Source organism: Martelella sp. K41-7, assembly GCF_055808365.1.
Window position 1 is genome coordinate 98,401 of sequence record NZ_CM147867.1, and the last position, 13,301, is coordinate 111,701.

13 protein-coding genes and 2 pseudogenes are annotated in these 13,301 nt (G+C 58.9%); 12 read left to right on the top strand and 3 right to left on the bottom strand.

Going from position 1 to position 13,301, the window contains the following annotated elements; translation table 11 throughout:
- The 6 genes from AC0L7L_RS00445 (at nucleotide 1) to AC0L7L_RS00470 (ending at nucleotide 4,805) form a co-directional block, all read left to right on the top strand.
- Entirely contained in the window at nucleotides 1-516 is a 516-nt protein-coding gene (locus AC0L7L_RS00445) for a gluconokinase (RefSeq protein ID WP_272214016.1), read from the top strand.
- Nucleotides 509-1,393, top strand: a complete 885-nt coding sequence (locus tag AC0L7L_RS00450; protein ID WP_473511154.1) for an NAD(P)-dependent oxidoreductase — start codon at nucleotides 509-511, stop codon at nucleotides 1,391-1,393. Before AC0L7L_RS00445 ends, AC0L7L_RS00450 begins: the two co-directional genes overlap by 8 nt.
- 97 nt (nucleotides 1,394-1,490) lie before the next feature.
- The gene (locus AC0L7L_RS00455; RefSeq protein WP_473511156.1) at nucleotides 1,491-1,823 is read left to right on the top strand and encodes a hypothetical protein; all 333 of its coding nucleotides are present in this window, start codon (nucleotides 1,491-1,493) and stop codon (nucleotides 1,821-1,823) included.
- A 178-nt stretch (nucleotides 1,824-2,001) separates the two neighbouring features.
- Nucleotides 2,002-2,520: a TRAP transporter small permease gene (locus AC0L7L_RS00460; protein WP_272209679.1), complete on the top strand. Its 519-nt coding sequence runs from the start codon at nucleotides 2,002-2,004 to the stop codon at nucleotides 2,518-2,520.
- Nucleotides 2,517-3,797 carry a TRAP transporter large permease subunit gene (locus AC0L7L_RS00465; RefSeq protein ID WP_473511159.1) on the top strand — a complete coding sequence of 427 codons (1,281 nt, stop codon included), beginning with the start codon at nucleotides 2,517-2,519 and terminating at the stop codon, nucleotides 3,795-3,797. The genes AC0L7L_RS00460 and AC0L7L_RS00465 overlap by 4 nt, the downstream gene beginning before the upstream one ends.
- A gap of 30 nt (nucleotides 3,798-3,827) precedes the next feature.
- Nucleotides 3,828-4,805, top strand: coding sequence for a DctP family TRAP transporter solute-binding subunit (locus tag AC0L7L_RS00470; protein WP_473511161.1), 978 nt, complete (start codon nucleotides 3,828-3,830; stop codon nucleotides 4,803-4,805).
- Nucleotides 4,806-5,080: 275 nt separating this feature from the next.
- Here AC0L7L_RS00470 and AC0L7L_RS00475 read toward each other — a convergent pair whose 3' ends face one another.
- Nucleotides 5,081-5,506 (bottom strand): hypothetical protein, encoded by a 426-nt coding sequence (locus tag AC0L7L_RS00475; RefSeq protein ID WP_272209680.1) that lies wholly within the window; start codon nucleotides 5,504-5,506, stop codon nucleotides 5,081-5,083.
- Between the two features lie 249 nt (nucleotides 5,507-5,755).
- Nucleotides 5,756-6,010: pseudogene (locus AC0L7L_RS00480) on the bottom strand (DDE-type integrase/transposase/recombinase); the annotation flags it as partial.
- 5 nt (nucleotides 6,011-6,015) lie between these two features.
- Here AC0L7L_RS00480 and AC0L7L_RS00485 point away from each other — a divergent pair.
- Nucleotides 6,016-6,369 (top strand): annotated as a pseudogene (locus tag AC0L7L_RS00485) (ATP-binding protein); the annotation flags it as partial.
- A 393-nt stretch (nucleotides 6,370-6,762) separates the two neighbouring features.
- On the opposite strand, the gene pdxR reads toward AC0L7L_RS00485, so the two are convergent.
- Nucleotides 6,763-8,235: a MocR-like pyridoxine biosynthesis transcription factor PdxR gene (pdxR, locus tag AC0L7L_RS00490; protein WP_473511164.1), complete on the bottom strand. Its 1,473-nt coding sequence runs from the start codon at nucleotides 8,233-8,235 to the stop codon at nucleotides 6,763-6,765.
- Nucleotides 8,236-8,357: 122 nt separating this feature from the next.
- Between pdxR and AC0L7L_RS00495 the strand changes: the two genes are divergently transcribed.
- The 5 genes from AC0L7L_RS00495 to AC0L7L_RS00515 all read left to right on the top strand — a co-directional run bounded on the left by AC0L7L_RS00495 (nucleotide 8,358) and on the right by AC0L7L_RS00515 (nucleotide 13,294).
- Complete coding sequence (locus AC0L7L_RS00495) at nucleotides 8,358-9,359, top strand: TRAP transporter substrate-binding protein (RefSeq protein WP_272209683.1); 1,002 nt, start codon at nucleotides 8,358-8,360, stop codon at nucleotides 9,357-9,359.
- A gap of 212 nt (nucleotides 9,360-9,571) precedes the next feature.
- On the top strand, nucleotides 9,572-10,129 hold the full coding sequence (locus tag AC0L7L_RS00500; protein ID WP_272209684.1) for a TRAP transporter small permease: 558 nt from the start codon (nucleotides 9,572-9,574) through the stop codon (nucleotides 10,127-10,129).
- On the top strand, nucleotides 10,129-11,469 hold the full coding sequence (locus AC0L7L_RS00505) for a TRAP transporter large permease (protein ID WP_272209685.1): 1,341 nt from the start codon (nucleotides 10,129-10,131) through the stop codon (nucleotides 11,467-11,469). The genes AC0L7L_RS00500 and AC0L7L_RS00505 overlap by 1 nt, the downstream gene beginning before the upstream one ends.
- Before the next feature lie 16 nt (nucleotides 11,470-11,485).
- Nucleotides 11,486-11,890: a nuclear transport factor 2 family protein gene (locus AC0L7L_RS00510; protein ID WP_272209686.1), complete on the top strand. Its 405-nt coding sequence runs from the start codon at nucleotides 11,486-11,488 to the stop codon at nucleotides 11,888-11,890.
- A 12-nt stretch (nucleotides 11,891-11,902) separates the two neighbouring features.
- Entirely contained in the window at nucleotides 11,903-13,294 is a 1,392-nt protein-coding gene (locus tag AC0L7L_RS00515; protein WP_473511167.1) for an NAD(P)/FAD-dependent oxidoreductase, read from the top strand.
- Nucleotides 13,295-13,301 lie beyond the last annotated feature (7 nt).

Genomic DNA, 13,301 nt, shown 5'->3' on the forward strand with positions numbered 1-13,301 from the left:
ATGAAAATCGTGGTCATGGGTGTCAGCGGCTGCGGTAAGTCGTCCGCAGGCCGTGCGCTGGCGGAACAGCTCGGTGCACGCTTTGTCGAAGGCGACAGCCTTCACCCTGAAACCAATGTGGAAAAGATGCGCACCGGCATTCCGCTTGACGATGAAGATCGTAAGCCATGGCTCGAAGTGGTTGGCAGGACACTCGCGGAAGCGCCCCGCAATGAAGATGTCGTCGTCGCATGCTCGGCCCTGAAAAAGAGCTACCGCGATCTGCTGCGCTGTCTGGCTGGCCCGGAGTTGCGTCTCATCCACCTGAAAGGCGAGCGCGCGGTGCTTGCCGCGCGTATGGAGAACCGCCCCGGCCATTACATGCCGGCCTCGCTGCTTGACAGTCAGCTTTCAACGCTGGAAGCCACGGATGGTGAGGGCGACGTTTTGACGCTTGATTGCGACCTTGCGCCGGCCATCATCACCGAGAAATCTCTCGCCTTTCTGGGAGCGGAACAAGGAGCCGAAAATGACTGAACAGATCGCCGTCATCGGCGCGGGCATTATGGGCACCGCGATCGCGACACGCCTTCTGGAGACGGGCCACACGGTTATCGTTTCCGATCTTGACGACGCAAAGGTCGCCAAACTGGTGGAAAAGGGCGCCAGCGCCGCCACAAGCCCAAAAGCGGCCACTTCTGGCGCTGGCTTCACCATCATGAGCCTGAACCATGCCGATATCGTCAGGGCTGTCGTGTTCGGCAGCAACGGCGTGGCCGAAGCCGCCAGTGCCGACAAGCTTCTGATCGACATGTCATCGATCGACCCGAAGGCGACGGCCGAAATGTCGGCTGAGCTTTCTTCGGCAACCGGCATGGGCTGGGTCGATTGCCCGCTTTCCGGTGGTGCACCCGGTGCCCTTGGCGGACGGCTGACCGTGATGGCTGGCGGCACAGAAGAGAACTTCGAAAAAGCTCGTGCTGTCATGGCGGATCTCTGCGCCAACTACACTCTGATGGGACCAAGCGGTGCCGGACAGACCACCAAGCTGATCAACCAGCTTTTCTGTGCTGTTCAGTTCCAGGCCGTCGCTGAAGCCGTCAAGCTTGCTGAAGCCGGTGGCGTCGATGCCGCCAACATTCCACAGGCGCTCGCCGGTGGACGGGCCGACAGCAACATCATGCAGGAATTCATGGGCAAATTTTCCGCTCGTGATTATTCACCGACCGGGCGCATCGACAACATGCTCAAGGATCTCGACAGCCTACAGGCCTTTGCCTTGAAGACCCGCACGCCGCTGCCGATGACCGGTCAGGTCACCGAAATTCACCGCTTGCTCGTCGCCGCCGGTCTGGGACCAAAGGATTCGGCTGAAATGATGCGGCTGCTCGACGGCGACACCGGTACCGCGTGATCGGCGAGAATGAACAGGATTGATTGGCGCAAAGGCATGAAAACGCCTTCGCCGCAAACGAGAAACCGTCCGATGACGGTTGTCCAGGGAGGACAGGATGATCATTCGCTACGCCCTTTTCGAAGGTACGATCAATGAAGGTCGAGAGGCCGAGTTCAAGACCTATGTGCACGAAAAGCTGATCCCCATCTGGCGGCAGTTTCCCGGCGCCCGGGACCTGCAGGTCTATTTCGGTGTCGAACGTGATGACGGCGCGCCGGAATACGCGCTCGTCATGGGGGTCCGCTACGATAACCTCGATGCCGTCGCCAAGGCGCTGGAATCCGATGTTCGTTACAAGGGCCGTGAAGTGACCAAGGGCCTGCTGGACATGTTCACCGGGCGCGTTCACCACCACGTGTTCGACGGCGACCAGTACACGCCGGCCTGAAACCGTGCCGCGAGACCTGCACTGACTGGATAGGCATCCGCCGCGGGTTTCAGTATACCCCTGCAAAAGTCCTGACTTTATTCAAGAGAGACGACAAAAGTACGAGACTATTGCATTTATACATGTTATCGATAACATGTTGCACTTACCCAATCGCGATCCAGGGAGGTAGCTTGAAATGGGTTTGATCACGCGCATCGTCAGCATTGGCTGGCGCATCATTGACGCGATGATAGCCATCGCGCTCGTGGCGATGATCGTGCTGGTTTTCACAAATGTCGTGCTTCGCTACGGCTTTTCCAGCGGCATCCTCGGCTCGGTTGAAATTTCAAGACTCCTGTTTGTCTGGGTCATCATGCTCGGCTCGGCGGCTTGCCTGCGCAATTTTGAGCACCTCTCACTGGATGGCGTCGCAGAGGGCATGTTCCCCAGGGCAAAATACTGGCTACGCCGCTTCGTCAACCTCGTCATCCTCGGCTGTTGCGTGATGCTGGTCTGGGGTGCCTCGCCGCAAGTCATCGCCAACTGGGACAATATATCGCCGATGAGCGGTATTCCGGTCGGCATGTTTTACCTCGCCGGTGCGATCGGCGGCGCATTGATGGCAGCCATTGCCCTGTTGCGCTTGCTCGATCCGCGCAGAGCCGTACCGGATTTTGAAAGCGATGCTGAAGGCACTGAGGAGGCGGCTCAATGACACTTGTGCTTTTTCTTTCCGTTCTGATTGGTGCCATTCTGCTCGGGGTTCCGGTTGCTTTCGCGCTGCTGTTAAGCGCCGTCGGCCTGATGTTGCACATGAACCTGTTCAGCCCCGACATTCTTGCACAGTCGCTGGTCAATGGCGTCGACAGCTTTCCGCTTCTCGCCATCCCGTTCTTCATGGTCGCAGGCGAAACCATGTCGACTGGCGGTCTGTCGCGCAGGATCGTCCGTCTGGCCATGGCTTATGTCGGCCATAAAAAAGGTGGTCTCGGCTATGTCGCGATCTTTACGTCCGTTGTGCTGGCAGGCCTTTCCGGTTCTGCTGTTGCAGACGCAGCGGCGCTGGTTTCGATTCTCTATCCGATGATGCGCAGCGCCAATTACCCAGAGAGTCGCTCGGTCGGTCTGCTTGCCGCAGGCGGCATCATCGCGCCAGTTATCCCGCCATCGCTGCCACTGATCATCATGGGTGTTGCCGGAAACATCTCCATTGCCAAACTATTCCTCGGCGGCATTGTGCCGGGCCTGATCATGGGTATGGCGCTGATCGGAACATGGACGTTCCTGATGCGAAAGGAAAACCTTGAGCAGCATGAAAAGGCGTCCAAGGAAGAACGCCGCGCCGCACTGAAGGATGGTATATGGGCCCTGCTCCTGCCGCTCATCATCATTGGCGGTATCCGCTTCGGCATCTTTACGCCAACCGAGGCGGCGGTTGTCGCAGCTGTCTACGCCATCCTCGTTTCAACGCTCATCTACCGCGAACTGACACCGGCGAAATTCTATCGGGTCTTGATCAATTCCGGTCGCGCAACCGCCATGGTGATGTTCCTTGTCGGCTCGGCCATGGTCGCCTCCTGGTTGATCACCGTTGCCCAGTTGCCGCAGCAGCTCGCCGTTATGCTCGGCCCGCTCACCGACAGCCCGCGCCTGCTGATGGCTGCCATCATGGTCCTGGTCCTGCTCGTTGGCATGGTGATGGATCTGAGCCCCACAATTTTGATCCTGGTTCCACTTCTGATGCCAGTGGTCAAGGAAGCCGGCATCGACCCTGTCTATTTCGGTCTGATGTTCGTCATCAATACCTGTATCGGCCTGATTACGCCCCCGGTCGGTACGGTTCTCAACGTCGTTTGCGGCGTTGGAAAAACCCGCGTTCAGGACGCAGTCGGTGGAGTACTGCCGTTCATAGCCGTCTATGTGCTGGTGCTGATCATGTTCATACTTGTACCCCAGATCATCACTGTTCCACTTGGATGGATCGCGGGCTGATTTCTCAACTTTTTATACGGAGGAAATGAAATGAAACGTTTTACAACAGGCCTTCTCGCCATCGGCATGCTGGTTGCCGGAACCGTCTCGGCCAATGCGACCACGCTTCGTCTGGCCCATGCGGCCCCACAGGGCGACCTGCAGCAGAAGCTCGCCGAGCACTTTGCCGAAGATGTTAAGACTATGTCTGACGGAAAGATCACCGTTCAGATCTTTCCGCAGGGCCAGCTCGGCAATGATTCCCAGATGATCACCGGTGCGCGCACCGGCATCATTGACATCGTTATGAGCGGTTTGAACAACTTTACCGGTATGATGCCCGAACTTGGCGGGCTGATGCTGCCGTTCATGATCACCGATCGTGATCAGGCCTATGAAGTCTATGATGGCGCTATCGGTCAGGAAGCAGCGGCCGACTTTGAGAACTTCGACCTCAAGGTTCTTGGCTTTCCGGAAAACGGTTTCCGCGAAATCACCAATGACCGCGGCCCGATTGTCGAGCCGAAGGACCTTGAAGGGCTGCGCATGCGCACCAACAATTCCGAAGCGCTTAATGATATGTTTGCGCTTTTGAAGGCCAATCCACAGCAGATCCCAGTAGCAGAACTCTACACCGCTCTGGAAACCGGCGTTGTCGACGCGCAGGATCACCCGATCACCATCGTTCAATCCTTCAAGTTCTACGAAGTCCAGAAATACCTGTCGCTGACCAATCACTCCTATGCCGCGCTGGTGCTGGCGATGAATGAGAAGAAGTTCAGCAGTCTGCCGGACGACCAGCAGGAAATCATCATGAAGGCGGCCAAGGATGCCATCGATTATGAACGTCAGCTTTCCAAGGACAGCGAAGCATCGATGATCGCCGAATTGGAAAAGGAAGGCATGGTCGTCAACAGTGATGTCGATCGTCAGGCCTTCCAGCAGGCCGTCAAGCCGGTCTGGAAGACCTTCACCGACAAATATGGCGACGACCTCGTCAACAAGGTTCAGGCTGTCACGACCAAGTGATGCTGCTCAACCGGATGTTCAGGACAAGTGTGTTTGCGAAAATGCCTGAATAGCGCTTTCAGTATCCATTGCGAAAAAATCCTCCGGACTTCGGTTCGGGGGATTTTGTGGTTTTCAAGCTTTATTGAGGGGAGGGAACCGAAGCTGATGTTCAGGATGCGGATCATCCGCCGGCTGAAATCGGGCGGCCGACTCTTCCGGTTATGCGTCCCCATTGCATCTTTGGCATCAAGATCAAAAACGATTGGCCTGCTCCTGGAAAAGCAAGGCCGGCGTCAATCCGTCAAACGCTCATAGATGATATGGCGATGCTCGCCATCATAAAGTGAACGAACGGACGCAAGCGCTTCGACAGCGGCTTCACGCCGCGGTGACGACAACGCTTCTTCAATGTGCGCCATCGACGGATAGTCGATCTCCTGAACCAGGAAAACATCCTCTTCGCCCGCTTCACAATGCCGGGGTCTGTAAACCCGAACAGCGGCCGCATGCAGCATCTGAGACCACGCAGGAACAAGCCTTTCCTGAACGGCCGTATAGAATTCCTCTTCCCGTCCCGGCTTTATCCGACCCCGGAAAATCGCACTTCTGGTAAACATTCGCTGTTCTTTCTCGTCAGTTTCTCTCATTTTTATGATATCGATATCTCTAGTGGAATGAATTTGATATTTGGTTCCCATTTCAGCGACCTGGTCCATCAAATGTCAAATTCTAAAATTCCACTAGAAAACATATACTTGCTAGCGATCCCTATGATTCCAACATTTGCTGATGAGGTCGCAGCGAGGGGAACCAAATGTTGGAATCGGACCTCTCGTGCTCGAAAGAGCTTTGAGATGTCAATCGTCGTCGTCATGGCCCCTGAACTGGCTAGGTTTGTTTGAAGGGCACTGTGCACTTAACGCTTCGAAACCGCCATTTGGGCGTGAATCCCATGCGTCATGAATGCGGGCGATCTGGCCCCGTGCATGCATGGCTGCTGTTCGCAGTTTGCGATGATGGTTGGATGGAATATCGTCGCGGCGAACGTTGAAGAGGTTTGCGATCGGGTCGTGGATGGACACAAAACATTGAAGTTGTCGCGCCGACTTGAAGCGCTTCATGACACTCTCCCTTCGTCTGACGTGCTGATGGGATTTCTCCGCTCGATTGTTCAGTCCCTTATGAGAACGACGTTCGACGCCGAGCATGATCTCCCGCTTGGCCTAGCCAAAGCCGGTTCCTCAATGTTGTTGACCTCGTCAATCAGCTAGAGACAGAAGCGGGCAATGGCAAACAAGGACGGCTCGCAGATTAAATCACCAGACTCGACTTCGTCATAATGGATGAACTGGGCTATCTCCCGTTCGCCCAGGCAGGCGGTCAGCATCTCTTCCATCTGGTCAGCAAGCTTTGTGAGCGCACTTCAATCATCGTCACCACCAATCTCGCATTCGGCGAGTGGCCAGCCGTGTTTGGCGACGCAAAGATGACCGCTGCGCTTCTCGACCGGCTCACGCACCACTGCGAGATTATAGAAACCGGAAACGAATCCTGGCGCTTCAAAAACCGCTTTCAAAGCTAAAGTCGAAGAAATCAAGCCATTCGCGTGCGCAGGCCTCTCCGCTAAATCGATGGCTCCGGGCCTGCGCGCGCTAATCGCCGAATGCAATCGCTGGAAAGTGTTCCTTTTGGGCGCCTAAATGGGGGCCCACTACAACGCCGATTGACAGTCCCGCTCGGGCTACGCCCGCCTGAACGCAGCAAACAGGCTGCCCGATTACCTAATTCAGATATATGAGCCAGGGCGCAACCGACGCAGTCACCTTCACGGAAGGTACCCGAAAGAAACGTTCACGATCGGCGTCCTTCCGACTTTTCCCCTCAGGTGCCGATGCGTGTGCCCAAACAGCCATAAGTCGGGGCTATGCTGAAAATCAACCTAAAGAAACGCCCGAAACTTTTCAGACAGACCGAATCACATCTCCCGTTTGACCGCTACATCGATCAACGAGATACCGCGCGGTATATCGGCCGAATCGATCGAGCCATAGCCGAGCCGGAACAGAGGGCAGGGGTCGGGCGGGTTTTCGAAAAAGACCGCACCCGGTTCGATCAGCACACCGTCGGCCTTCAGCTTTTCAGCGAGTTCGGCGCTGTCGAGCCCATCGGGGCCCCTGAGCCATACGCTCGCGCCGCCTGCCAAGGCCGCGCTTTCGAGCGTGAGGCAGCTTTTCGCCAGCGCCTGTTCCAGTGTCGCGCGCCTCTTCACCATCGCACTGCGCAGCCGGACGATGTGGGCGTCATAATGGCCAAGCGCCAGAAAATAGGCGGTGATGCGCTGAAGGTGGCCGGGCGGGTGGCGCAGCAACATCGTCCTCAGCTCGCGCGCCTTGGCGATGAGAGGGGCAGGTGCCACCAGATAGCCGATCCTGAGGCCCGGAAACAGTGATTTCGAGAAACTGCCGATATAGAGCACCCGACCCTGGGTATCGAGCGATTTCAGCGCTGGCGCGGAGGGGCCGAGATAGGACATCTCGAAATCGTAATCGTCCTCGACGATGACGAAATCGCGGGCGGCGGCGCGGTTCAGCAGATCCTGGCGGCGGCCAAGCGGCATGGTCGAGCCGGTCGGGATGTGGTGGCTCGGGGTTATCATCACCAGCCTTGTATGGTCCGGCAGCGTTTCCGGGTTCAGCCCCAGCGCATCGACCGGCAGGAAGGAGGTCGGGCTTTGCGACCGGCGCAGCGTCTCGGCGATATCGGGGTAGCCCGGCTCCTCGGTAACGGCCGGTCGGTCTGGACGGCAAAGCAGTTCGACCACGATATAAAGCGCATTTTGCGCGCCAAGGGTTACCAGCACCTCGTCAGGCCTGGCATGGATGCCCCGCCGGGGCAATGTGTTGGAGCAGATATAGTCGATCAGCAGCGGATCGTCGCTGCCGTAGCGATCGGTCGAAACATCAGCGAAATCGCGGCTGCCAAGCGCCCGACGGGCGCAATCGCGCCATGCGTGGTGATCGAAAAGGCGCGGATCGGGCTGGCCATAGATAAATGGATAGCGATAGCTGCGCCAATCCGCTGGCTTGCGGATGACACGTAGCGGCGGTGGATGGCCGGAAAGCCAGTCGGTCCAGTCCAGCGGCCTGTCGCCTGCCGTCATGCCGGCGACCTTCAGCTTGCGGCGGGGGGCGGTGGCGGCGACTGCGACGCCCGAGCGCGGACGGGTCTCGAGATAGCCCTGTCCGACAAGCTCTTGATAGACCAACGTCACCGTCATGCGCGACAGGCCGAGTGTTTCGGCCAGCTGCCGGCTGGAAGGCAGGCGGGTGCCGGGCCGCGCGCGGCTTTCCAGGATCGCGCGTACCAAGGCTGCGGCGAGCCGCCCCTGCAGGGTCGGCGCATCGGTGGCGCGCAGGAAGATACTCTCGGCGGCGATCGTGTTTTTCATCTGGACCTAACGAAGCTGCAATCTGGACATATCGCGGAACCGCGCTTGCTGCAATCTTGACTAATGTCAAATGACCGCGAACGCAAAGCAGCGGCGTATTAATCGAAAATAGGGGAATACAAATGACCATTATCACCCGTTTTGTGACCGGCGCCGTGGCCGCTCTCGCTCTCAGCCTGCCGGCTGCCGCCACCGAATACCGCGTTGCCGTTGGCGATGGCGCGGGCGGAACCCAGGAAGCGCTCGGCCTCGCGTTCATCGAAGCGCTGGAGCAGGAATCTGGCGGCGAGATGACCGGCAAGCTGTTCCTGAACGGCCAGCTTGGCGATGAGCAGGACACCGTCACGGCGGCGGCCACCGGCACGCTCGATTTCTCGATCCTCGCCATCAACAACATCACCCCGTTCTCGCCGTCTGTCGGCACGCTGACGCTGCCTTACGTGATCCTCAGCCAGGACGATGCCGAACAGCTTACCCAGGGTGAGATCGGCCAGCAGATGATCGAGCAGACCATCGAGGACGCAGGCGTCCGGATCATCGGCTGGGCCTATTCCGGCTTCCGCGTGCTGACCAACTCCAATAAGCCTGTCTCCACCGTCGACGATCTGCAGGGCCTCGTGATCCGTGTTCCGAAGAACGAGATCATGATCGAGACCTACAAGAGCTGGGGCGTCAACCCGACGCCGATGGCATGGGGCGAAACCTTCGCCGCGCTTCAGCAGAAGGTCGTTGACGGTCAGGACAACCCCTACATGACCGTCTATGCGATGAAGTTCGACGAGGTGCAGAAATATATCACCAACCTGCACTACATCTTCTCGATCGAGCCGCTGATCGTCTCCGAGGCGCTGTTTGAAAGCCTGTCGGAAGAAGAGCGACAGCAGGTGCTGGCAGCGGGTGAAGCCGCGACCAAGGCCTCTTCGGAATTCCTGAAGGCGGAAGAGTCCAAGATCCGTGAAGAACTTGTCAGCCGCGGCATGGAGATTGACGATCCCGCCAATAACGAGCAGGAGTTCATTGATCTCGCCACCACGTTAGTCTGGCCGCAGTTCTACGACCAGATCGGCGGCAAGGAAGTGCTCGACAACGTGCTGACCTCGCTCGGCCGCGATCCGGCGAAGTAATGGGGCAGGGGCGCGCTGTTGGCGTTCTGCCCCTTCTCTCTCCCATCCGTTACCCTCGGGCTAGGCCCGAGGGTGCAGGCAATGTTCTCTGTGTCGCCTGGATGCTCGGGTCTAGCCCGAGCATGACACGAGAGGGGAGGGCATAGGCCGTAATCCGATAGCTTCGCCTCTTTCCAACGTCGCCCTTTCTGCCCTTTCCTCCCGAGGTTGCCATGTCCGCATTTTGGAAATTTGCCGACAAGTTCGAAAGTCATGTCTGCCGCGTGCTTCTGGCGGTGTTCGTGACGCTACTGTTCGTGCAGATCGTCGCCCGCCAGTTGTTCGGTTTCTCGATCACCTGGATCGAGGAGCTTTCGGTCATCCTGTTCGTATGGTTTGCCTATTTCGGCGCCTCCTATGCCGCGCGGATTGCGGCGCATAATCGCGTCACCTTCCAGTTCAGCGCGATGTCGCGAGAGAAGGCCCGTATTATCGAGGCCATCGGCGATGCGTTCTGGATCGTCTTCAACATCGTGTTCATTTGGGAATCGATCGATTTCATCGGCCGCCTGAAGCCATTCGTGAAGGCCCAGACGCTTGGCTGGGAGATGCGCTACATCTATCTGGCGCTGCCGATCGCGTTCACGCTGATGACGATCCGCATCCTGCAGGTCAACTACATGAAACTCGTGATGGGCATTGATCCGACCGATCCGGACAAGGCGAGCGTCGAGGCGGCCATGGAATTCGCCGCCGACGAGCAGCGCGCCTATGATCGGAGGCATCCCTGATGGACAGCCTGCTGATTGAAATTCTGTTCGGTTCGTTCTTCGGCCTTTTGATCCTCGGCGCGCCGATCACGGTGGCGCTCGGCGTCGCCTCTCTGGTCGCCATGCTCTATCTTGGCGACAACCCGATCAAGATGGTGCAGATGGCGTGGTCGTCAGTGGGATCGTTCCCGCTGATGGCTCTGCCCGCCTTCATTCTGGCCGGCGCCCTGATGGAAGCCGCCGGTCTGTCCCGCCGCCTGATTGCCTTTGCCGAAAGCCTCGCCGGCCCGTTTACCGGTGGGCTGGGCGCTGCGACCGTGATGGCCTGCCTGTTCTTCGGCGCGATCTCGGGCTCGGGTCCTGCGACCACGGCCGCCGTCGGCATGCTGATGATCCCGGCGATGGCGCGTCAGGGCTATGGCCCCGGCTATGCGGCTTCAGTCACGGCGGCAGCGGGCGGTCTCGGCATCATCATTCCGCCCTCGATCCCGATGGTGATCTTCGGTATTTCGGCGATGGGCATGCAGCCGCCGCCCGAAGCGGTTGAGATTCATGGAGCGTTCCAGTCGGTTTCGATCTCCAAGCTGTTCATCGCCGGCGTCCTGCCGGGCGTGGTGATGGCGGGCGGCCTTTTGACCATGAACTATATCCGCTGCCGGATTCGCGGCTTTCACGGAGCGGACGAGCCATTTTCGCTTCGCCGCGTCGCCAGCGCCGGCTATCACGGCTTCTGGGCGTTGCTCGCGCCCGTCGTCATCCTCGGCGGCATCTATTCCGGCTATTTCACGCCGACTGAGGCCGCGATCGTGGCGATCTTCTACACGCTGTTCGTGGGTGCGGTGATCTATCGCGAACTCGATGTCCGCCAGGTGATCAAGTCGCTCGACACAACGACCTGGCTTGCGGGCCGGGTGTTGCTGGTGCTGTTTGCGGCAACTATCTTCGGCCGGCTTCTGGTCGAAAACGACGTACCCGGCGTGATTGCCGGCGGGATCCTGTCGCTGACCGACAATCTCTATGTGATCTGGGCGATGGTTATCGGCCTGCTGCTGATCATCGGCATGTTTATGGAAACGCTCGCTGCGATCATGATCCTGGTGCCGGTGATGCTGCCGGTCGCCTACATGATGGGTATCGACCCGATCCATTTCGGAATCGTGATGATCTGCACGCTTTCGGTCGGCTTCCAGACGCCGCCGCTTGGCGAGAACCTGTTCATCGCATCCGGCATTTCCGGGATCTCGATCGAGCGGATCAGCCTGCGCGCTATCCCGTTCGCGATCGCCTCGGTCATCGCCATCTTCATAATCGCCAGCTTCCCGGCAATCTCCCTCTGGCTGCCGCGGATGATGGGCTACTAGGGCAAGGAAAACTCCCATGACTGCAACAAAAACAAAGCTTACCGCCGCCGATCTGAAGACAACATTCGATGCCTTCAACCGCCATGATATCGACGGGGTTATGACCCATTTTGCCGATGACTGCGTGTTCTTCTCCGTCGCGGGCGATCACGAATACGGCAACCGGATCGAAGGCAAGGACGCGATCGCAAAGGCGTTTGTCGGCGTATGGACCGCAATGCCGGACGTGCAGTGGGCCGACCACAGCCATTTCCTGTCGGAAGACGGCACGCGCGGCGTGAGCCAGTGGACCTTCCGCGCCACCAATCCTGACGGCACCCGCACCGAGGTGCAGGGCGTTGATCTGTTCCGGATCCGCGACGGCCAGATTGTCGAGAAACAGGCGATCCGCAAACAGCGTCCTGCAGTTTCCACGAAGTGATGTGAGGCGATCATGCAGGTCAACGAGAAACGTCCGGGGTCGAAGCCCTTCGATCCGCAATATGATCCCCTGATGGACAGAACCCTCGGGCCGGGCAGCGATTACGCGCCGACCTACTGGATCGGCACGGCCGGTGAATTGCCCGAGGACGATGGACCGGTCACCGGCGACATCGATGTCGATGCGGTGGTGATCGGCTCCGGCTATACCGGGCTGTCGACCGCGATCCATCTCGCCAAGATGCACGGCATCAAGGCGACCGTCCTTGAGGCGAATGGCGTTGCCTATGGCTGCTCCACCCGCAATGGCGGGCAGGCGCAGATCAGCGCCGGCCGGCTGAAGCGCAGCCAGTGGATCGATCGCTGGGATCTGCAGACGGCGCGGGCGATGCACGATGAGATGGTGGGGGCCTTCGACCTGTTTCGCGGGCTTGTTCGCGACCACGCGATTGCCTGTGAACCGCAGGATGGCGGGCATTATTACATCGCCCACAAAGCGTCCGCCATGCCCGGACTGGAAGCCGAGTCGCGGGTGTTGAACGACAAGTTCGGCTACGGCTCACGTATGCTCAGCCGCGAGGAAGTACTGGAAACGGTTGCCCGCGATATGGAAGCCCATGGCGCGATGTGGGAGCCTGATGGCGCCGGTATTCACGCCGCCAAACTCGCCTTCGGCTATCTCCGGGTTGCCCGCGAACTGGGCGCGAAGGTGCATATCGACAGCCCGGTTCAGGTCTGGGAGTACAAGGACGGCATTCACCATCTGAAGACCCCGCGCGGCACGGTGCGTGCGAAGCGCGTGGCAGTCGCCACGGCCGCCTATGCGCCGCGTGGTCTGCATCCACGTGTCAAGGACAGGCTGCTGCCGATCATGTCCAACAGCGTCGTCACGCGGGTTTTGACCGACGATGAGTTACAGTCCATCGGCATCAAGATGCTTTCGCCGCTGACCGATACGCGCACGCTGCGCAACTACTACCGGCTGCTGCCCGACAGCCGGTTGCAGATTGGTTCGCGTGCTGCGATCACCGGGCGTGATGCCGAAAATCCGGCGCATCTGAAAGGGTTGTGCGATGCTATGGCACGCAAGTTCCCCGCGCTGAAGGGCGTCGAGCTGGATTACAGCTGGTGGGGCTGGGTCGATGTTTCCCACGACATGATGCCGCGCGTCACCGGCATGCCGGATCTGCCCGGCGCCTTTTATTCGCTCGGCTATGGCGGCAACGGGGTGATGTATTCGGCCATGGCCGGTCGCCGTCTGGCGCAGCTTGTTGCCGGTGAACCGATCCCGGACCTGCCTATCTACGGCTCGGAGCTGAAACACGAGGGCTGGAAAACACCATTCCGCCGCCTCGGACAATGGGGCCTCTACCAGTATTATCACTATCGCGACGAGCGGGCTTAAGGAAAAA